The sequence below is a fragment of the Pseudomonas lalucatii genome (assembly GCF_018398425.1).
GTDB lineage: Bacteria > Pseudomonadota > Gammaproteobacteria > Pseudomonadales > Pseudomonadaceae > Aquipseudomonas > Aquipseudomonas lalucatii.
Window position 1 is genome coordinate 724,243 of record NZ_JADPMV010000001.1, and the last position, 18,000, is coordinate 742,242.

15 protein-coding genes are annotated in these 18,000 nt (G+C 67.8%); 5 read left to right on the forward strand and 10 right to left on the reverse strand.

The annotated features are described in order from the left end of the window. Nucleotides 1-120 precede the first annotated feature (120 nt). From cmk to mtnA, 7 genes are all read right to left on the reverse strand, one after another. Nucleotides 121-810 (reverse strand): (d)CMP kinase, encoded by a 690-nt coding sequence (cmk, locus tag I0D00_RS03150; RefSeq protein WP_213638306.1) that lies wholly within the window; start codon nt 808-810, stop codon nt 121-123. After that, nucleotides 807-3,065: a bifunctional prephenate dehydrogenase/3-phosphoshikimate 1-carboxyvinyltransferase gene (locus tag I0D00_RS03155; RefSeq protein WP_338050382.1), complete on the reverse strand. Its 2,259-nt coding sequence runs from the start codon at nt 3,063-3,065 to the stop codon at nt 807-809. The genes cmk and I0D00_RS03155 overlap by 4 nt, the downstream gene beginning before the upstream one ends. Continuing rightward, nucleotides 3,062-4,171, reverse strand: coding sequence for a histidinol-phosphate transaminase (hisC, locus tag I0D00_RS03160; RefSeq protein WP_213638307.1), 1,110 nt, complete (start codon nt 4,169-4,171; stop codon nt 3,062-3,064). Before hisC ends, I0D00_RS03155 begins: the two co-directional genes overlap by 4 nt. 91 nt (nt 4,172-4,262) lie before the next feature. Next, nucleotides 4,263-5,357, reverse strand: coding sequence for a prephenate dehydratase (gene pheA, locus I0D00_RS03165; RefSeq protein ID WP_420850760.1), 1,095 nt, complete (start codon nt 5,355-5,357; stop codon nt 4,263-4,265). Continuing rightward, the gene (serC, locus tag I0D00_RS03170) at nt 5,357-6,442 is read right to left on the reverse strand and encodes a 3-phosphoserine/phosphohydroxythreonine transaminase (protein WP_213638308.1); all 1,086 of its coding nucleotides are present in this window, start codon (nt 6,440-6,442) and stop codon (nt 5,357-5,359) included. Before serC ends, pheA begins: the two co-directional genes overlap by 1 nt. A gap of 93 nt (nt 6,443-6,535) precedes the next feature. Beyond that, the gene (gene gyrA, locus I0D00_RS03175; protein ID WP_213638309.1) at nt 6,536-9,298 is read right to left on the reverse strand and encodes a DNA gyrase subunit A; all 2,763 of its coding nucleotides are present in this window, start codon (nt 9,296-9,298) and stop codon (nt 6,536-6,538) included. A 245-nt stretch (nt 9,299-9,543) separates the two neighbouring features. After that, the gene (gene mtnA / locus I0D00_RS03180; RefSeq protein WP_213638310.1) at nt 9,544-10,620 is read right to left on the reverse strand and encodes an S-methyl-5-thioribose-1-phosphate isomerase; all 1,077 of its coding nucleotides are present in this window, start codon (nt 10,618-10,620) and stop codon (nt 9,544-9,546) included. 202 nt (nt 10,621-10,822) lie between these two features. Between mtnA and I0D00_RS03185 the strand changes: the two genes are divergently transcribed. Beyond that, nucleotides 10,823-12,145 carry a TRZ/ATZ family hydrolase gene (locus I0D00_RS03185; protein ID WP_213638311.1) on the forward strand — a complete coding sequence of 441 codons (1,323 nt, stop codon included), beginning with the start codon at nt 10,823-10,825 and terminating at the stop codon, nt 12,143-12,145. Between the two features lie 119 nt (nt 12,146-12,264). After that, nucleotides 12,265-12,963, forward strand: coding sequence for a bifunctional 2-polyprenyl-6-hydroxyphenol methylase/3-demethylubiquinol 3-O-methyltransferase UbiG (gene ubiG, locus I0D00_RS03190; RefSeq protein WP_213638312.1), 699 nt, complete (start codon nt 12,265-12,267; stop codon nt 12,961-12,963). Nucleotides 12,964-13,015: 52 nt separating this feature from the next. On the opposite strand, the gene I0D00_RS21645 is transcribed toward ubiG, so the two are convergent. Continuing rightward, complete coding sequence (locus I0D00_RS21645; protein ID WP_255838042.1) at nt 13,016-13,141, reverse strand: hypothetical protein; 126 nt, start codon at nt 13,139-13,141, stop codon at nt 13,016-13,018. A gap of 88 nt (nt 13,142-13,229) precedes the next feature. Here I0D00_RS21645 and mupP point away from each other — a divergent pair, with 88 nt between their 5' ends. The 3 genes from mupP (at nt 13,230) to I0D00_RS03210 (ending at nt 15,880) form a co-directional block, all read left to right on the forward strand. Beyond that, the gene (mupP, locus tag I0D00_RS03200) at nt 13,230-13,901 is read left to right on the forward strand and encodes an N-acetylmuramic acid 6-phosphate phosphatase MupP (protein WP_213640206.1); all 672 of its coding nucleotides are present in this window, start codon (nt 13,230-13,232) and stop codon (nt 13,899-13,901) included. Between the two features lie 87 nt (nt 13,902-13,988). Beyond that, the gene (locus I0D00_RS03205; protein ID WP_213638313.1) at nt 13,989-14,729 is read left to right on the forward strand and encodes a YciK family oxidoreductase; all 741 of its coding nucleotides are present in this window, start codon (nt 13,989-13,991) and stop codon (nt 14,727-14,729) included. 224 nt (nt 14,730-14,953) lie between these two features. Further along, nucleotides 14,954-15,880: a GGDEF domain-containing protein gene (locus tag I0D00_RS03210; protein ID WP_213638314.1), complete on the forward strand. Its 927-nt coding sequence runs from the start codon at nt 14,954-14,956 to the stop codon at nt 15,878-15,880. 68 nt (nt 15,881-15,948) lie between these two features. Here the strand turns inward: I0D00_RS03210 and rluB are convergent, their stop codons facing one another. Both rluB and scpB read right to left on the reverse strand, forming a co-directional pair. After that, on the reverse strand, nt 15,949-17,067 hold the full coding sequence (gene rluB, locus I0D00_RS03215; RefSeq protein ID WP_213638315.1) for a 23S rRNA pseudouridine(2605) synthase RluB: 1,119 nt from the start codon (nt 17,065-17,067) through the stop codon (nt 15,949-15,951). Between the two features lie 149 nt (nt 17,068-17,216). Next, complete coding sequence (gene scpB / locus I0D00_RS03220) at nt 17,217-17,999, reverse strand: SMC-Scp complex subunit ScpB (protein WP_213638316.1); 783 nt, start codon at nt 17,997-17,999, stop codon at nt 17,217-17,219. Between the last annotated feature and the right edge of the window lies 1 nt (nt 18,000).

An 18,000-nucleotide genomic window follows, 5' to 3' on the forward strand; every position in this document is an offset into this window, starting at 1 on the left:
TCCGCCCAATCCACACTCCAGACAATGTGGGTTCGTTCATGTAAAAAGAGGCCTGCGGGACTAGGACTGGTCTCCCGCATGCCTCCTTGTCGAGCCCTCCGGCCTAAGCCGTGACCCTTTTCACCCGGCGAGGTCGCGATCGGCGACTTCGCGCAGAATGCGTTCAAGCACCTGCTCGATCGAGAGTTCGGTGGAATCCAACTGGATGGCATCGGCGGCCGGCTTGAGCGGCGCCACTGCCCGTTGGGTGTCACGCTCGTCGCGTGCACGAATCTCGTCGAGAAGACTCGCGAGATTAACATCATCGCCCTTGGCCTTCAACTGCAAGTAGCGGCGGCGCGCGCGCTCCTCGGCGCTGGCGGTGAGGAATATCTTCAGCGGCGCGTCAGGAAACACCACCGTACCCATGTCGCGACCGTCGGCCACCAGCCCGGGCAGCTCCTGGAACGCCCGCTGGCGCTGCAGCAGCGCCTCGCGCACGGCCGGCAGCGACGCCACCTGCGAGGCCCCCGCACCGATCTGCTCGTTGCGGATCAGGTCGGTGACGTCCTCGCCCTCGAGAATGATGCGCTGCCCCTGATCGTCGGTGGCCGCATTGAACTGCACGTCCAGATGGGCGGCGAGCACCTTCATCGCCTCCTCATTGGTCAGGTCGACGCCATGGTTGCCCGCGGCGAAGGCCAGCAAGCGATACAGGGCGCCGGAGTCCAGCAGGCTCCAGCCCAGCTGCCGGGCCAGCAGGCCGGCGACGGTGCCCTTGCCCGAGCCGCTGGGCCCGTCGATCGCGATTACCGGTGCCACGGCGCTCATGACTTGCCCTCCTCGGCGACGCGGATACCCACCTGCGCGGCGAGCGCGAGGAAGTTCGGGAAGGAGGTCGCGACATTGGCGCAGTCATGGATGCGGATCGGCGCGCCGGCACGCAGCGAGGCCACGCTGAAGGACATGGCGATGCGGTGGTCGCCGTGGCTGTAGACCTCGCCCCCGCCGATCGCGCCGCCGTCGATGACGATGCCGTCCGGCGTCGGCTCCGCCTTGACCCCCAGCGCCTGCAGGCCGTCGGCCATCACCTGGATACGGTCGGACTCCTTGACCCGCAGCTCCTCGGCGCCACGCAGCACGGTGCGGCCCTCGGCGCAGGACGCGGCGACGAACAGCACGGGAAACTCGTCGATGGCCAGCGGCACCAGGTCTTCCGGGATGTCGATGCCCTTGAGCCTGGCCGAACGCACGCGGATGTCGGCCACCGGCTCGCCGCCGACCTCGCGCTGGTTCTCCAGGCTGATATCGCCACCCATCAGCTTGAGGATGTCGATCACCCCGGTGCGGGTCGGGTTGATGCCGACGTGCTCCAGGACCAGCTCGGAATCCTCGGCGATGCTGCCGGCCACCAGGAAGAAGGCCGCCGAGGAGATATCCGCCGGCACCTCGATGCGGGTGGCCACCAGCTTGTGCCCGGACTCGACTGTCGCGCTGCTGCCCTCGACCGTCACCGGGTAGCCGAAGCCCTGCAGCATGCGCTCGGTGTGATCGCGGGTCGGCGCCGGCTCGATCACCGTGGTGGAGTTCGCCGCGTAGAGTCCGGCGAGCAGCAGGCAGGACTTCACCTGGGCGCTGGCCATGGGCATCTGGTAGGTCATGCCACCCAGGCGGCGACCGCCGCGGATGGTCATGGGCGGGCGCCCCTCGGCGGCGGTCTCGATCTCCGCGCCCATCTCGCGCAACGGCTTGGCCACGCGGTTCATCGGCCGCTTGGACAGCGAGGCGTCGCCGGTCAGGGTGGTGTCGAAGGGCTGCGCGGCGAGCAGACCGGCGAGCAGGCGCATGGAGGTGCCGGAATTGCCCAGGTAGATGGGCCCCGGCGGCGCCTGCAGGCCGTGCAGGCCGACACCGTGGATGGTCACGCGGCCGTGATGCGGCCCTTCGATCACCACGCCCATGTCACGGAAGGCCTGCAGGGTCGCCAGGGCATCTTCGCCCTCGAGAAAGCCCTCCACCTCGGTGGTGCCTTCGGCCAGGGAGCCGAGCATGATCGAGCGGTGGGAGATGGATTTGTCGCCGGGAACGCGAATCCGTCCGGACAGTTTGCCACCGGGGTTAGCCAGGAAAATCAGATCGTTCGAGTGCATAGCGTCCACATAGGCCCTGCGGGCCAGAATTTTGCTGAAATGCTCGCGGGCCACCCGGGCGCGGGTGAACACGCCCAGCAGTTGATGCCCGTCCCCAGCGTCGACCGCGTCGCGCAAGGCGTCGAGGTCGTCGCGAAATACGTCGAGGGTGCGCAGCACGGCCTCGCGGTTGGCGAGGAAGATGTCGTGCCACATCACCGGGTCGCTGCCGGCGATCCGCGTGAAATCGCGGAAGCCGCCGGCGGCATAACGGAAGATTTCTAGATTCTCGCTGCGCTTGGCCAGGGAGTCGACCAGACCGAAGGCCAGCAGGTGCGGCAGGTGACTGGTGGCGGCGAGGACCTGGTCATGGTGCTCGACCTGCATATGCTCGACGTCCGCGCCCAGCTCGCGCCAGAGGCGATCCACCAGGCCCAGCGCCTGCGGCTCGGTCTCGGCCAGCGGCGTGAGTATCACCTTGTGGCGGCGGAACAGCTCGCCGTTGGCCGCCTCGACCCCGCTCTGCTCGGAGCCGGCGATCGGATGACCCGGCACGAAGCGCGCCGGCAGTCCCTCGAAGACCCGTCGCGCGGCGCGCACCACGCTGCCCTTGGCGCTGCCGACGTCGGTGAGCACGGCGTCGCCGAGGTCGAGTTCGGCCAGCTGGCCGAGCAGTTTCTCCATGGCGAGAATGGGCACCGCCAACTGGATCACCTCGGCCCCCGCGCAGGCGGCCGCCAGGCTCTCCTCGCAGCGGTCGACCACGCCCAGCTCGACGGCCAGGCGCCGCGACTCCGGATCCAGATCGACGCCCACCACCTCGCGGCACAGGCCCCGCTCGCGCAGCCCCTTGGCGAAGGAGCCGCCGATCAGGCCGAGGCCGACCACCACCAGGCGGCCGATCACCGGGGTCGCCGCAGGAGCCCGGATAACGGCGCCAGCCTTGACCTCGCTCACGCGTCGAGCACCTTGGCCAGGGCCGCCAGGAAGCGGGCGTTCTCCTCCGCAGTGCCAATCGACACCCGCAGATGATGGGGCATGCCGTAGCCCGCCACAGGGCGAACGATCACCCCTTCACGCAGCAGAGCCTGATTGAGCGCCGCGGTATCGCGGGCAAAATCCACCGCGATGAAATTGCCGCGCGAGGGGATCCAGGACAACCCCAGGCCGCGCAAGCCCTCTTCCAGCTGGACCATGCCGGCATCGTTGGCCCGGCGACTGCGCGCCAGGTACTCGTCATCCTCGAGGGCCGCGCAGGCCGCGGCCAGCGCCAGGCTGTTGACATTGAACGGCTGGCGCACGCGATTGAGCACGTCGGCGACCTGCGCCGAGCTGATGGCATAGCCGACCCGCAACGCAGCCAGGCCATAGGCCTTGGAAAAGGTGCGCGAGACCAGCAGATTCGGGAAGCGGGCCAGGTAGTCGAGGCCGTCGGGCAGCTCGTCGCCCTGGGCGTACTCGATATAGGCCTCGTCCAACACCACCAGCACGTCTTCCGGCACCCGCGCGAGAAAATCGCTCAACGCCTGCGGGCCGAACCAGGTGCCGGTGGGATTGTTCGGGTTGGCGACGAACACCACCCGGGTCTCCCCGTCGATGGCCGCGAGCATGGCCTGCAGATCGTGACCGAAGTCCTTGGCCGGCACCACCCTGCCCTGGGCGCCCACCGCCTGGGTGGCGATCGGGTAGACGGCGAAGGCGTACTGGCTGAACACCGCATTCTGGCCCGGTCCCAGGTAGGCGCGGGCGACCAGGTCGAGCACGTCGTTGGAGCCGTTGCCCAGGGTAACCTGAGCGGCCTGCACGCCGTAGCGGGCGGCCAGCCGGCGCTTGAGCTCGAAGCCATTGCCGTCGGGATAGCGGGTCAGCTCGGCCAGCTCGCCACGGATGGCCGCCAGCGCCTTGGGGCTGGGGCCCAGGGGGTTCTCGTTGCTGGCCAGCTTGACGATGCCGGCCGGATCGAGATCCAGCTCGCGGGCCAGTTCGTCTACCGGCTTGCCCGGCACATAGGGCGACAGCTTCTGTACGCCTGGCTGGGCCAGGGCGAGGAAATCACAACTCATTGCATGCCTCTTGTCGGTCCGCCCGCACGGGTTGCGCGCCACGGTGGAGTCGCCAGCGGCCCGGGCCTGGACCCGGGTCGAGCGACGGCGACTACAACACCGCCTTGGGGTAGGAGCCGAGCACCTTCAGCGCCACGGCCTCCTGGTTGATCTTCTCCAGCACGTCCTTGATCAGCGGGTCGCGGTGATGGCCGACGAAGTCGATGAAGAACACGTAGGTCCACTTGCCGCTGCGCGACGGCCGGGTCTCGATGCGGGTCAGGTCGATGCCGTTGTTGTGGAACGGCACCAGCAGCTCGTGCAGTGCGCCCGGCTTGTTGCGCATGGAGACGATGACCGAGGTCTTGTCGTCGCCGGTCGGCGGCACTTCCTGGCTGCCGATGATCAAGAACCGCGTGGAATTGTCCGGACGGTCCTCGATCTTCTCCGCCAACTTGGTCAGGCCATAGAGGCTGGCCGCCATGTCGCCGGCGATCGCCGCCGAGTTCCACTCGCTCTTCACCCGCTTGGCCGCATCGGCATTGCTCGACACGGCGACGCGCTCGACGTTCGGGTAGTGCGCATCCAGCCACTTGCGGCACTGGGCCAGGGACTGGGCATGGGAGTAGATGCGGGTGATCTTGTCGGTCTTGGTGGTCTCGCCCACCAGCAGGTGGTGATGGATGCGCAGCTCGACCTCGCCGCAGATCACCATGTCGTGCTCGAGGAAGCTGTCCAGGGTGTGGTTGATCGCCCCCTCGGTGGAGTTTTCCACCGGCACCACGCCGAAGTTGACTGCGCCGGCGGCCACCTCGCGGAACACCTCGTCGATCGCCGCCATCGGCACGCTGATCACCGCGTGGCCGAAGTGCTTCATGGCCGCCGCCTGGGAGAAGGTGCCCTCGGGGCCGAGGTAGGCGACCTTGAGCGGGTTCTCCAGGGCCAGGCAGGAGGACATGATCTCGCGGAACAGCCGCGCCATCTCCTCGTTGTCCAGCGGGCCCTTGTTGCGCTCCATGATGCGCTTGAGCACCTGGGCCTCGCGCTCGGGGCGGTAGAACACCGGCTTCTCGCCTTCGGGCAGGGCCTTCATCTTGACCCGCGCCACCTCTTCGGCGCAGCGCGCGCGATCGCTGATCAGCTCGAGGATCTTCTCGTCGAGACTGTCGATGCGCAGGCGCAGGGCCTGCAGTTCCTGCTCGGACATCAGCCGCGCTCCTTCTCGAACTCTGCCATATAGGCCACCAGCGCCTGCACCGCGTCGAGCCCCACGGCGTTATAGATGGAGGCGCGCATGCCACCGACCGAGCGATGGCCCTTGAGATTGAGCAGGCCGCGGGCCTCGGCGCCCACCAGGAAGGGCTGGTCCAGGCGCTCGTCGGCCAGGCGGAACGGCACGTTCATCCAGGAACGGGCGTTCGTGGCGATCGGGTTGCTGTACAGCTCGCTGGCGTCGATGGCGCCGTAGAGCAGGTCCTTCTTGGCACGATTGCGCTGCTCCATGGCCTCGACGCCGCCCTGCTCCTTGAGCCACTCGAAGACCAGGCCGGACAGGTACCAGGAGAAGGTCGCCGGGGTGTTGTACATCGAGCCGTTGTCGGCGGCGACCTGGTAGTTGAGCATGGTCGGACAGGCGCTGCGGGCACGGCCGAGCAGGTCCTCGCGCACTATCACCACCACCAGGCCGCTGGGGCCGATGTTCTTCTGCGCCCCGGCGTAGATCAGGCCGAACCTCGACACGTCGATCTCACGCGAGAGGATATCCGAGGACATGTCCGCCACCAGCGGCACCTCGCCGACCTCGGGAATCCAGTCGAACTCCAGGCCGCCGATGGTCTCGTTCGGTGTGTAGTGCAGGTAGGCGGCGTCTTTCGACAGCTGCCACTCGTTCTGCCCGGGGATAGCGAAGTAGTCGTAGCCCTTGGCGCTGGCGGCGACCTTGATGTTGCCGAAGCGCCGCGCCTCCTCGATGGCCTTCTTCGACCAGATGCCGGTGTCGATGTAGTCGGCCACGCCGTCTTCCGGCAGCAGGTTCAGGGGGATCTCGGCGAACTGCTGGCTGGCGCCGCCCTGGAGGAACAACACCCTGTAGTTCGAGGGAATGGCGAGCAGGTCGCGCAGGTCCTGCTCGGCCTTGGCGGCTATGCCCATGTACTCGTCGCTGCGATGGCTCATCTCCATCACCGACAGGCCCTTGCCCTGCCAGTCGAGGAGCTCGGCCTGGGCGCGTTGCAGTACAGCTTCGGGAAGCGCGGCCGGGCCGGCGCAAAAGTTAAAGGCTCGCTTGCTCACATCCACTCTCGCTCAAATGTTGGGCGCACAGGCCGCGTTGGCCAGCCGCCGAATCCTAAGCCGTGACGGGCGGGGCAGCCCCGCCCAGGCACCTCACTCCTCGCCGAGCGGACGCTCGTCGGCACCACCCTCGACTGCTTCGACTGCCTCGGCCGCCATCGCCGCCATGGTCTCGTCGTCGTCCAGCTCCTCGTCCTCTTCCGCGGACGGCTCCTGCACGCGCTCCAGCCCCACCAGCTTCTCGTCCCTGGCCAGCTTGATCAGGGTCACGCCCTGGGTGTTACGGCCCAGGCTGGAGACCTCGCTGACGCGGGTGCGCACCAGGGTGCCCAGGTCGGAAATCAGCATGATCTCTTCGCCGTCGAGCACCTGCACCGCACCGACCAGCTTGCCGTTGCGCTCGTTGCTGACCATGGCGATCACGCCCTGACCACCACGCCCGCGGCGCGGGAACTCGACCATCTCGGTGCGCTTGCCGTAGCCACGCTCGGAGGCCGTGAGAATCTGCGCGCCCGGCTCGGGAATCAGCATGGAGATGATCTGCTGGCCTTCCGCCAGGCGCATGCCGCGCACGCCGCGGGCGGTGCGACCCATGGTGCGCACGTGTTTTTCCTTGAAGCGAATGACCTTGCCGCCGTCGGAGAACATCATCACCTCGCGGGCGCCGTCGGTCACCGCGGCGGCGATCAGGGTGTCGTCCTCGTCCAGCTTGAGGGCGATCAGGCCGGTGCTGCGCGGCCGGCTGAACTGCACCAGCGGGGTCTTCTTCACCGTGCCCTTGGCGGTGGCCATGAAGATGTAGGCACCGGTCGGCTCGTCCTGCTCGTCATCGGCCGCTTCGGCGTCGGCATCCTCGAGCGCTTCGGCCTCGACCACCTCGCCCTCCAGCGACTCATCCAGCTCGTCCTCGCCGCTGGCGCCCTGCTGCAGGGCTTCAAGGTCGATCTGCAGCATCGCGGTGATCCACTCGCCCTCGTCCAGCGGCAGCAGATTGACCAGCGGCCGGCCACGGGCGGCACGGGAGGCCTCGGGAATCTCGTAGGTCTTCAGCCAGTACACCTTGCCCTTGCTGGAGAACAGCAACAGGGTGGCATGGCTGTTGGCGACCAGCAGGTGCTCGATATAGTCCTCGTCCTTGATCCCGGTCGCCGACTTGCCCTTGCCGCCGCGGCGCTGGGCCTGGTAGGCGGCCAGCGGTTGCGACTTGGCATAACCACCGTGGGAGATGGTGACGACCCGCTCTTCTTCGGTGATCAGGTCGGCCAGGGTCAGGTCCAGGCGGGTGTCGAGAATCTCGGTGCGGCGGGCGTCGCCGAACTCGGCCTTGACCGCCTGCAGCTCCTCGCGGATGACCTCCATCAGGCGCACCGCGTCGGTGAGGATGCGGATCAGCTCGCCGATCTGGGTGAGGATCTCCTGGTATTCGGCCAGCAGCTTCTCGTGCTCCAGGCCGGTCAGGCGATGCAGGCGCAGGTCGAGAATGGCCTGGGCCTGCTCCGGCGAAAGGAAGTACTTGCCGTCGCGCAGGCCGTACTGCGGGTCCAGGTCCTCGGGGCGGCAGGCATCGGCGCCGGCGCGCTCGACCATGGCCTCCACCGCGGCGGACTCCCAGGCCGTGGAGATCAGCGCCTCCTTGGCCTCGGCCGGAGTCGGCGAGGCCTTGATCAGGGCGATCACCGGGTCGATGTTGGACAGCGCCACCGCCTGGCCTTCGAGGATGTGGCCGCGCTCGCGGGCCTTGCGCAGCTCGAACACGGTGCGCCGGGTCACCACCTCGCGGCGGTGCAGGATGAAGGCCTCGAGCATGTCCTTGAGGTTGAGCACCTTCGGCTGGCCGTCGATCAGCGCCACCACGTTGATGCCGAACACGCTCTGCATCTGGGTCTGGGCATAGAGGTTGTTGAGGATCACCTCCGGCACCTCGCCACGGCGCAACTCGATGACGATGCGCATGCCGTCCTTGTCCGACTCGTCGCGCAACTCGGTGATGCCCTCGAGCTTCTTCTCCTTGACCAGCTCGGCGATCTTCTCGATCAGCCGCGCCTTGTTCAGCTGGTAGGGCAGCTCGGTGACGACGATCTGCTGGCGGCCGCCCACCTTGTCGATATCCTCGACCTCGGCGCGGGCGCGGATGTAGATGCGCCCGCGACCGGTGCGGTAGGCCTCTATGATGCCGGCACGGCCATTGATGATCGCCGCGGTCGGGAAGTCCGGGCCGGGGATGTACTGCATCAGCTCATCGACCGTCAGCTCGCCGTTGTCGATCAGCGCCAGGCAGCCGTCGATGACCTCGCCCAGGTTGTGCGGCGGGATGTTGGTCGCCATGCCCACGGCGATACCGCTGGAACCGTTGACCAGCAGGTTGGGGATCTTGGTCGGCATGACCGCGGGAATCTGCTCGGTGCCGTCGTAGTTCGGCACCCAGTCCACGGTTTCCTTGTGCAGGTCGGCCAGCAGCTCGTGGGCCAGCTTGGTCATGCGCACTTCGGTGTAACGCATGGCCGCGGCGTTGTCGCCGTCCACCGAGCCGAAGTTGCCCTGGCCGTCGACCAGCAGGTAACGCAGGGAGAAGGGCTGCGCCATGCGCACGATGGTGTCGTACACCGCCGTATCGCCGTGGGGGTGGTACTTACCGATCACGTCACCGACCACACGGGCCGACTTCTTGTACGGCTTGTTCCAGTCGTTGCCCAGCTCACTCATTGCGAAGAGCACGCGACGGTGCACGGGCTTCAAGCCATCGCGCGCGTCCGGCAGAGCCCGCCCGACGATCACGCTCATCGCGTAATCGAGGTAGGACTGCTGCAGTTCGTCTTCGATATTGACCGGGAGGATTTCTTTGGCCAGTTCGCCCATGAGTAGCCTGGTTCCTTTTTCTGGTGAAACTCCGCCCCGTTCATCCTGAACCAGGCGAAGCTTGCCGCCGTGGCCCTAGGCCAGCAACGACTCACGACAAATCAATGAGTTATGCCATGTATCTGCGCAGTTCGGGCGGCCGCGACGGACGCCCCTGAAAACCGCCGGAGTGTACCACAGTCGCCGCCCCGCACCTATCCCCGAGCACCCGCCGAAACGGCCTGGAGCGACGCCCGCGAAACCGTTCAATGCAGGCGCTTGCGGCACATCAGCTGAGCCATCTTTGCCGCGTCCGGGCGCTCCACCACGCCCTTCTCGGTGACGATGAAGTCGATCAGGTCGGCCGGGGTCACGTCGAATACCGGATTGACCGCGGCGACACCTGCCGCCACCGGACGCCCGCCCACCTCCAGCAGCTCGCGACCGTCGCGCTCCTCGATGGGAATGTCGTCGCCGCTCTCCAGAGCCATGTCGATGGTCGAGCTGGGCGCCACCACCATGAAGCGCACGCCGTGGTGCATGGCATTGACCGCCAGCTGGTAGGTGCCGATCTTGTTGGCCACGTCGCCGTTGGCGGTGATGCGGTCGGCCCCGACTATGACCCAGGTGATGCCCTTGGTCTTCATCAGATGGGCGGCCGCCGAGTCGGCGTTCAGGCTCACCGGCACCCCCTCGTTGGCCAGCTCCCAGGCGGTCAGGCGCGAGCCCTGCAGCCAGGGCCGGGTCTCGTCGGCATAGACCCGCTCGACCAGGCCATCGAGATGGGCGGCGCGGATCACCCCCAAGGCGGTGCCGAAGCCACCGGTGGCCAGGGCCCCGGTATTGCAGTGGGTCAACAGGTTCTGCAGATTGCCCTGATGCTTGCGAATCAGCTCGACGCCGAGCTGGGCCATGGTCAGGTTGGCCTCGCGGTCGCTCTGGTGAATGCCGAGCGCCTCGGCCTCCAGCGCCAGCAGCGGATCCTCCTCCACCTTCAGACGCTCCAGTCGCTCGCGCATGCGATTGAGCGCCCAGAACAGATTGACCGCGGTCGGCCGCGAGTCGGCCAGCACCTGGAAATCCTCTTCCAGCGCTGCCTTCCAGTCGCCCCCCGCCGCCAGCCGCGCCCGGGCGCCCAACACCAGGCCGTAGGCGGCGCTGATGCCGATGGCCGGCGCGCCGCGCACCACCATCGCCCGAATCGCCTCGGCCACCTCGGCAGCCGTGGTATAGGCGTGCCAGACCTCCTCGAGCGGCAGCACACGCTGATCGAGCAGATGCAGCGCGCCGTCGCGCCACTCGATAGCCTTGACCTTCTCGGCCGCCAGCAATTGCTCGCGCATGACCCACCTCGCAGTCCCAACGAAAAAGCCGATCATTATACGCACATGCGCGACGCCCCCAAGCCCGGGTCGACGCGGAGCGTCACGACCCACCCAAGCCCAGTCCCAGCACCTAGGAGCGCAGCGACGTCCGGGTTTCGGCTTCAAGCCTGCGGCATTCCCCTATAAACTCGCCCCCTTTCAGTTCGCCGGAAGCCCGCCCATGTCCGCTGCCCCCCTCGACCTTCTCCTGCTCCCCACCTGGCTGGTGCCGGTGGAACCGGCCGGCGTGGTGCTGCACGATCACGGCCTGGGCATCCGCGACGGCCGCATCGCCCTGCTCGCCCCCCGCGCCGAGGCGCTCAAGCACCCCGCCCTGGAAGTCCGCGAGCTGCCGGGCCGGCTGCTGACGCCGGGCCTGGTCAACGCCCACGGCCATGCCGCCATGACCCTGTTCCGCGGCCTGGCCGACGACCTGCCGCTGATGACCTGGCTGCAGCAGCATATCTGGCCCGCCGAGGCCAAGTGGGTGGACGAGGACTTCATCCGCGACGGCACCGAACTGGCCATCGCCGAACAGCTCAAGGGCGGCATCACCTGCTTCTCCGACATGTATTTCTTTCCCGCGGCCGCCAGCGAACTGGTACACAAGAGCGGTATCCGCGCGCAGATCACCGTCCCGGTGCTGGACTTCCCCATCCCCGGCGCCCGCGATGCCGACGAGGCCCTGCGCAAGGGCCTGGAGCTGTTCGACGACCTCAAGCATCACCCGCGCCTGACGGTGGCCTTCGGCCCCCACGCCCCCTACACGGTCAGCGACGACAAGCTGGAGAACATCCGCATGCTCGCCGAGGAGCTGGATGCCGGCATCCACATGCACGTACAGGAAACCGCCTTCGAGGTGCAGCAGAGCCTCGAACAGCACGGCGTACGCCCCCTGGCGCGCCTGGCGCGCCTCGGCCTGCTCGGCCCGCGTTTCCAGGCCGTGCACATGACCCAGGTCGACGACGACGACCTGGCCCTGCTGGCGGACAGCAACAGCAGCGTGATCCACTGCCCCGAGTCCAACCTCAAGCTGGCCAGCGGCTTCTGCCCGGTGGAGCGGCTCTGGCAGGCCGGCATCAACGTCGCCATCGGCACCGACGGCGCGGCCAGCAACAACGACCTGGACCTGCTCGGCGAGACCCGCACCGCGGCCCTGCTGGCCAAGGCCGTGGCCGGCTCGGCCACGGCCCTGGATGCCCACCGTGCCCTGCGCATGGCCACCCTCAACGGCGCCCGCGCCCTCGGCCTGGAGGCGCAGATCGGCTCGCTGGAGATCGGCAAGAGCGCCGACCTGACGGCCTTCGACCTCTCCGGCCTGGCCCAGCAGCCGGTCTACGACCCGGTCTCGCAACTGATCTACGCCAGCGGCCGCAGCTGCGTCGAGCACCTCTGGGTGGCCGGCAAGCCGCTGCTCGAGAGCGGCCGCCTGACCCGCCTGGACGAACAGCGGATCACCGCCAACGCCCGCGCCTGGGGCGCCCGAATAGCCGGCCAGGCCTAGGCACTGCGACAAACTGACATATATTGATCCACCCGCGAGCACGCACCGCACGCGACGAAACTGGCACCATAAGCGTCCGAGCCCGAGCCTCCGGCTTGCCGCTTCACCCAGGGAACCCCATGAGCAACGTCGATCACGCCGAAATCGCCAAATTCGAAGCCCTCGCCCACCGCTGGTGGGATCGCGAGAGCGAGTTCAAACCGCTGCACGACATCAACCCGCTGCGGGTCAACTGGATCGACGAGCGCGTCGGCCTGGCCGGCAAGCGCGTGCTCGACGTCGGCTGCGGCGGCGGCATCCTCAGCGAGGCCATGGCCCAGCGCGGGGCGAGCGTCACCGGCATCGACATGGGCGAGGCACCGCTGGCCGTGGCCCGACTGCACCAGCTGGAGTCCGGCGTATCGGTGGACTACCGGCAGATCACCGCCGAGGCCATCGCCGCAGAAATGCCCGAGCAGTTCGACGTGGTCACCTGCCTGGAGATGCTCGAACACGTGCCGGACCCGGCCTCGGTGATCCGCGCCTGCCACGCCCTGGTCAAGCCCGGCGGCCAGGTGTTCTTCTCCACCATCAACCGCAACCCCAAGGCCTACCTGTTCGCGGTGATCGGCGCCGAGTACCTGCTGCGCCTGCTGCCACGCGGCACCCACGACTTCAAGAAGTTCATCCGCCCTTCCGAGCTGGGCGCCTGGAGCCGCGCCGCCGGCCTCGAGGTCAAGGACATCGTCGGCCTGACCTACAACCCGCTGACCAAGCACTACAAGCTGGAAGCCGACGTCGACGTCAACTACATGATCCAGACCCTGAAGGAGGGCTAGGGCGTGCCATTGGTTATTTCCCTGCTGCGTTGCTGCCAGAAAACCGGCCAGGCTAGGCGCTGGCCGCAGGCAATGGTTGTTCCATTGCCAAGGACAGCAACAACGCATGGCCGATTTTCTGACGCAACCCATAGGGCCGGGTCTGTTTTGGCGCGATGCGGCGTTTCTCGCCGCTCATTTGGAACAACCAAACTTCACGGCTCGTGCCTTGCCTCGCGCCAAAACAGACTCCGGCGCAGCGAGGGAAATAGCCGATGACACGCCCAGTGCGCCTGCGCGCGGTTCTTTTCGACATGGACGGCACCCTGCTCGACAGCGCGCCGGACTTTATCGCCATCTGCCAGGCGATGCGCGCCGAGCGCGGCCTGGCGCCCATCGCCGACAAGCTGATTCGCGACCAGATCTCCGGGGGCGCCCGCGCCATGGTCGCCGCCAGCTTCGCCCTGCCCGCCGAGGCCGAGCAGTTCGAGGCCTTGCGCCTGGAGTTCCTCGAGCGCTACCAGCAGCACTGCGCCGTGCTCACCCGCCCGTTCGACGGCATCGAGCAGCTGCTCGCCGACATCGAGCGGGCCAAGCTGACCTGGGGCGTGGTCACCAACAAACCGCTGCGCTATGCCGAGCCGATCATGCAGCAGCTGGGCCTGGCCGAACGCTCGGCGCTGCTGATCTGCCCGGACCATGTGAGCCGCAGCAAGCCCGACCCGGAACCCATGACCCTGGCCTGCAGCCGCCTGGGCCTGGAGCCGGCCAGCGTGCTGTTCGTCGGCGACGACCTGCGCGACATCGAGTCGGGCCGCGCCGCCGGCACCCGCACCGCCGCGGTGACCTACGGCTACATCCACCCCGAAGACAACCCGCGCAACTGGGGCGCCGACGTGGTGGTCGACCACCCGCTGGAATTGCGCGCCGTGCTCGACCGGGCGCTGTGCTCCTGCTGAGGCGCCACCGCTCTCATCGACGCGCGGCAGCAGCCCGGGCCAACCACTAAACTCAGCCAACCCCACGCATAAACGAGGCGCTTCCCCATGTTCGACTACTCCGCCCGTCCCGACCTGCTCAAGGATCGCGTGATTCTGGTCACCGGCGCCGGTCGCGGGATCGGCGCCGCCGCCGCCCAGACCTTCGCCGCCCATGGCGCCACCGTGCTGCTGCTGGGCAAGACCGAAGAACACCTGAGCCGGGTCTACGACCGCATAGAGGCGGCCGGCCAGCCGCAGCCGGCGGTGATCCCCTTCAACCTGGAAACCGCCCTGCCGCACCAGTACGACGAACTGGCGGCGATGATCGAGCGCGAGTTCGGCAAGCTCGACGGCCTGCTGCACAACGCCTCGATCATCGGCCCGCGCACGCCGCTGGAACAGCTCTCCGGCGACAACTTCATGCGCGTGATGCAGGTCAACGTCAACGCCACCTTCATGCTCACCAGCACCCTGCTGCCGCTGCTCAAGCTCGCCCCGGACGCCTCGGTGGTGTTCACCTCCAGCAGCGTCGGCCGCAAGGGTCGCGCCTACTGGGGCGCCTACGCGGTGTCCAAGTTCGCCACCGAGGGCCTGATGCAGGTGCTGGCCGACGAACTCGACGGCGTCGCCAGCGTGCGCGCCAACAGCGTCAACCCGGGCGCGACCCGCACCGACATGCGCGCCCAGGCCTATCCGGGCGAGAACCCGGCAAACAACCCGGCCCCCGAGGCGATCATGCCGGTGTACCTGTACCTGATGGGCCCCGACAGCAATGGCGTCAACGGCCAGGCCTTCGACGCCCAGTAGGAACTGGCATTGGCGCCGGACGGCAATAAATTGACGCGTCGCCGCATGCCGGCAAGGGATTGCCGGCATGCAGTCATGTCAAACGGCCACTAGCGGCAAAGTGCCTTTGCGCTAAATGCGTAAGCGACTGACTTAAAAGGGTTTTTTGGCCACTCTCAAGCCTTGGCACGATATTCGCTGCTACCCCTCTGTCCACGCACTGAAGCGCCAGAGGTTTTGCGTTTATGGGTCCCTCAAGCCAGACCAACACCATAGATTTCGATGCGGCCAAGCTGAAGCGCCTGGGCTTCTCCAATCAGCATCCCCGCCCCCTGCGCCGCACCAGCCTGGTCCAGCTGCGCCAGCAGCTCGCCCTGCAGCTGCAGACCAGCCTGGACGCCGAACGCGTGCTCTCGCTGTTCTTCGCCGCCGTGCAGCGCCTGGTGCCGCTGGACGCCTTGAGCTACCAGCAGCCGATCAGCGACCTGCGCCTGGAACTGGGCGAACGCGCCAGCCACTCCGCCGCCTACCGCCTCAGCCATGACGGCGAATACCTCGGCGAACTGGTGTTCCGTCGCCGGCTGCGCTTCAGCGAGGAGGAGCTGGCCCAGCTCGAGTCGTTGCTGGCCAGCCTGCTGTTTCCCCTGCGCAACGCCCTGCTCTATCGCGCCGCCATCCAGGATGCCCTGCGCGACCCGCTGACCGGCGCCGGCAACCGCGTCGCCATGGACCAGACCCTGGCCCGCGAGGTCGAACTGGCGCGACGCAACCTGCTGCCGCTGTCCGTGCTGATGCTCGACCTCGATCACTTCAAGCAGGTCAACGACAGGCACGGCCACAGCGTCGGCGACGAAGTCCTCAAGGCCGTCGCCAATACCCTGAAGAACCAGCTGCGCAACGTCGACATGGTGTTCCGCTACGGCGGCGAGGAATTTCTCGTGCTGCTGTCCGGCACCCCTCGGGAGGCCGCCGGCATGATCGGCGAGCGCCTGCGCCATGCCGTGCTGGAATTGCAGTGCCTGGCCCAGGGCCACCCCATCGAGCTGTCGATCAGTCTCGGCTGCGCCACCCTGCTGCCGGGCGAGGCGGCGGAGAGCCTGCTGCGCCGCGCCGACAGTGCGCTCTATGTGGCCAAGCGCAAGGGCCGCAACCGCCTGACCATGGCCGGCTGACAAGGCCTGGACGCAAAAAAGGGGCTCGAAGAGCCCCTTTTTTCTGCACCTGGTACCGCACCGGCCCCTTACTGCGGTTTGCGGCTACCGCGACCCGAGCCTGGACGCTGGCCTTCACCGGCCGACGGGCCGCGCCGCTTGACGGGCGCGCCCGCAGGCTTGCGCGCCGGACGGTCGGCCAGTTCGACGCCCGGACGCTCCTGGCGAGGCTTGCCCGGACGCTTCTTGTGCGTGTCCTGGGGGCGCTCGGCCACCGGCGTGCCCCGCCCGGATCGGCTCGACTCGCCCTCGGCCGGACCACCGTGGGCCGGACGCAGGGTGCGCGGCGGGCGCTCGCCACGCCCCACCGGCTTGGCCGACTTGCGCTGCAGGCGATCGAGCTTGTCGCGCACCTTCTCCTTCATCTGCGGCAGGGCCTGGGGCTTGAGGCCGACTTCCTCGCTGAGAATGTCCACCTCGCGCTGGCTCATTTCCCGCCAGCGTCCCATGGTCAGGTCGGAGGTCAGGAACACCGGGCCGAAGCGCACCCGCTTCAGGCGACTGACCACCAGCCCCTGGGATTCCCACAGGCGGCGCACCTCGCGGTTGCGCCCTTCCATGACCACGCAGTGATACCAGTGGTTGAAGCCCTCGCCGCCCGGCGCTTCCTTGATGTCGGTGAACTTGGCCGGGCCGTCCTCGAGCATCACCCCGGCCTTGAGGCGCTCGATCATCTCCTCGTCGACCTCGCCGCGCACGCGCACGGCATACTCGCGGTCCATCTGGTAGGAGGGGTGCATCAGCCGATTGGCCAGCTCGCCATCGGTGGTGAACATCAGCAGGCCGGTGGTGTTGATGTCGAGGCGGCCGATATTGATCCAGCGTCCGTCCTTCGGCCGCGGCAGGCGGTCGAACACGGTCGGCCGGCCCTCGGGATCGTCGCGGGTGCAGATCTCGCCATCCGGCTTGTTGTAGATCAGCACGCGACGCACGCTTTCCGCGGCCTCTTCGCGCTTGATCAGCCGGCCATCGACGGCGATGGCGTCATGCAGGTCGACCCGCGCGCCGAGGCTGGCGGTGGCGCCATTGACCTTGACCCGGCCCTGGTCGATCCAGGCCTCGATTTCCCGGCGCGAGGCCAGGCCCATGCGGGCCAGGACCTTCTGCAGCTTCTCGCCAGCGGGGCTACGTTGTTCGGATTCACTCATCTGGGCACCTCCCGGTGTTTCTCTAGTGAGGGACGACGGCATGTCGTCGAAAGGGCGCGCATCATACGCCGATCGCCGGCCGTGCGCACGGGTTGAGACTAGTCGCAGGGCGACTGTCCGTCAGTTTCCCAGCGCAGCCGGAGCCGCGCTCAACGCTCGCCGATATCCGCCTCGTCCGCCTGCTCCTGAACGGCCGGCGCGGCGTCCATCCCGGACTCGGGCAAATCGTCGAAATCGCTCTTGAGCCCCTGCTCCATGGCGTCCAGTTCGGCCAGCAGGCTGCCGAAGCTGGTTTCCCCGCGCGCCATCTCGACCGGCACCTCGCTCGCCAGGTCGGCGCGCGCCTGCAACTCGGCCGGCACCGCCGGCTCGTCGTCCAGGCCCAGCGGCTCCGGTTCCAGTTCGCGCAGCGCCGCCAACGGCGGCAGCTCGTCGAGGCTCTTGAGGTTGAAATGGTCGAGAAAGGCCTTGGTGGTGGCGAACATCGCCGGCCTGCCCGGCACGTCGCGGTGGCCGACCACACGGACCCACTCGCGCTCCAGCAGGGTCTTGACGATCTGGCTGTTGACCGCCACCCCGCGCACGTCCTCGATCTCGCCACGGGTGATCGGCTGTCGGTAGGCGATCAGCGCCAGGGTCTCCAGCATGGCCCGGGAATAGCGCTGCGGCCGCTCCTCCCACAGGCGGCCGACCCAGGGCGCGAAACGCTCGCGCACCTGCAGGCGGTAACCCGAGGCCACCTCCTTGAGCTCGAAGGCACGCCCCTCGCAGGACTGCCGCAGGCACTCCAGAGCCTCCTTGAACAGCGCGGACGATGGCCGCTCGCGCTCCTCGAACAGCTCGTACAGGCGCTCCAGGGATTGCGCCTTGCCGGACGCCAGGAGGAAGGCTTCCAGCAGGCTGGCCAGTTCGCGGGGATCGCTCAGGTTCATC

Excerpts from the sequence above, each read along its gene's own strand:
- cmk (WP_213638306.1), bottom strand. The coding sequence starts at position 810 with ATGAGCGCCGTGGCACCGGTAATCGCGATCGACGGGCCCAGCGGCTCG.
- hisC (WP_213638307.1), bottom strand. The coding sequence starts at position 4,171 with ATGAGTTGTGATTTCCTCGCCCTGGCCCAGCCAGGCGTACAGAAGCTG.
- pheA (WP_420850760.1), bottom strand. The coding sequence starts at position 5,357 with ATGTCCGAGCAGGAACTGCAGGCCCTGCGCCTGCGCATCGACAGTCTC.
- gyrA (WP_213638309.1), bottom strand. The coding sequence starts at position 9,298 with ATGGGCGAACTGGCCAAAGAAATCCTCCCGGTCAATATCGAAGACGAA.
- mtnA (WP_213638310.1), bottom strand. The coding sequence starts at position 10,620 with ATGCGCGAGCAATTGCTGGCGGCCGAGAAGGTCAAGGCTATCGAGTGG.
- I0D00_RS03185 (WP_213638311.1), top strand. The coding sequence starts at position 10,823 with ATGTCCGCTGCCCCCCTCGACCTTCTCCTGCTCCCCACCTGGCTGGTG.
- ubiG (WP_213638312.1), top strand. The coding sequence starts at position 12,265 with ATGAGCAACGTCGATCACGCCGAAATCGCCAAATTCGAAGCCCTCGCC.
- I0D00_RS21645 (WP_255838042.1), bottom strand. The coding sequence starts at position 13,141 with ATGAGCGGCGAGAAACGCCGCATCGCGCCAAAACAGACCCGGCCCTAT.
- I0D00_RS03205 (WP_213638313.1), top strand. The coding sequence starts at position 13,989 with ATGTTCGACTACTCCGCCCGTCCCGACCTGCTCAAGGATCGCGTGATT.
- I0D00_RS03210 (WP_213638314.1), top strand. The coding sequence starts at position 14,954 with ATGGGTCCCTCAAGCCAGACCAACACCATAGATTTCGATGCGGCCAAG.
- rluB (WP_213638315.1), bottom strand. The coding sequence starts at position 17,067 with ATGAGTGAATCCGAACAACGTAGCCCCGCTGGCGAGAAGCTGCAGAAG.
- scpB (WP_213638316.1), bottom strand. The coding sequence starts at position 17,999 with ATGAACCTGAGCGATCCCCGCGAACTGGCCAGCCTGCTGGAAGCCTTC.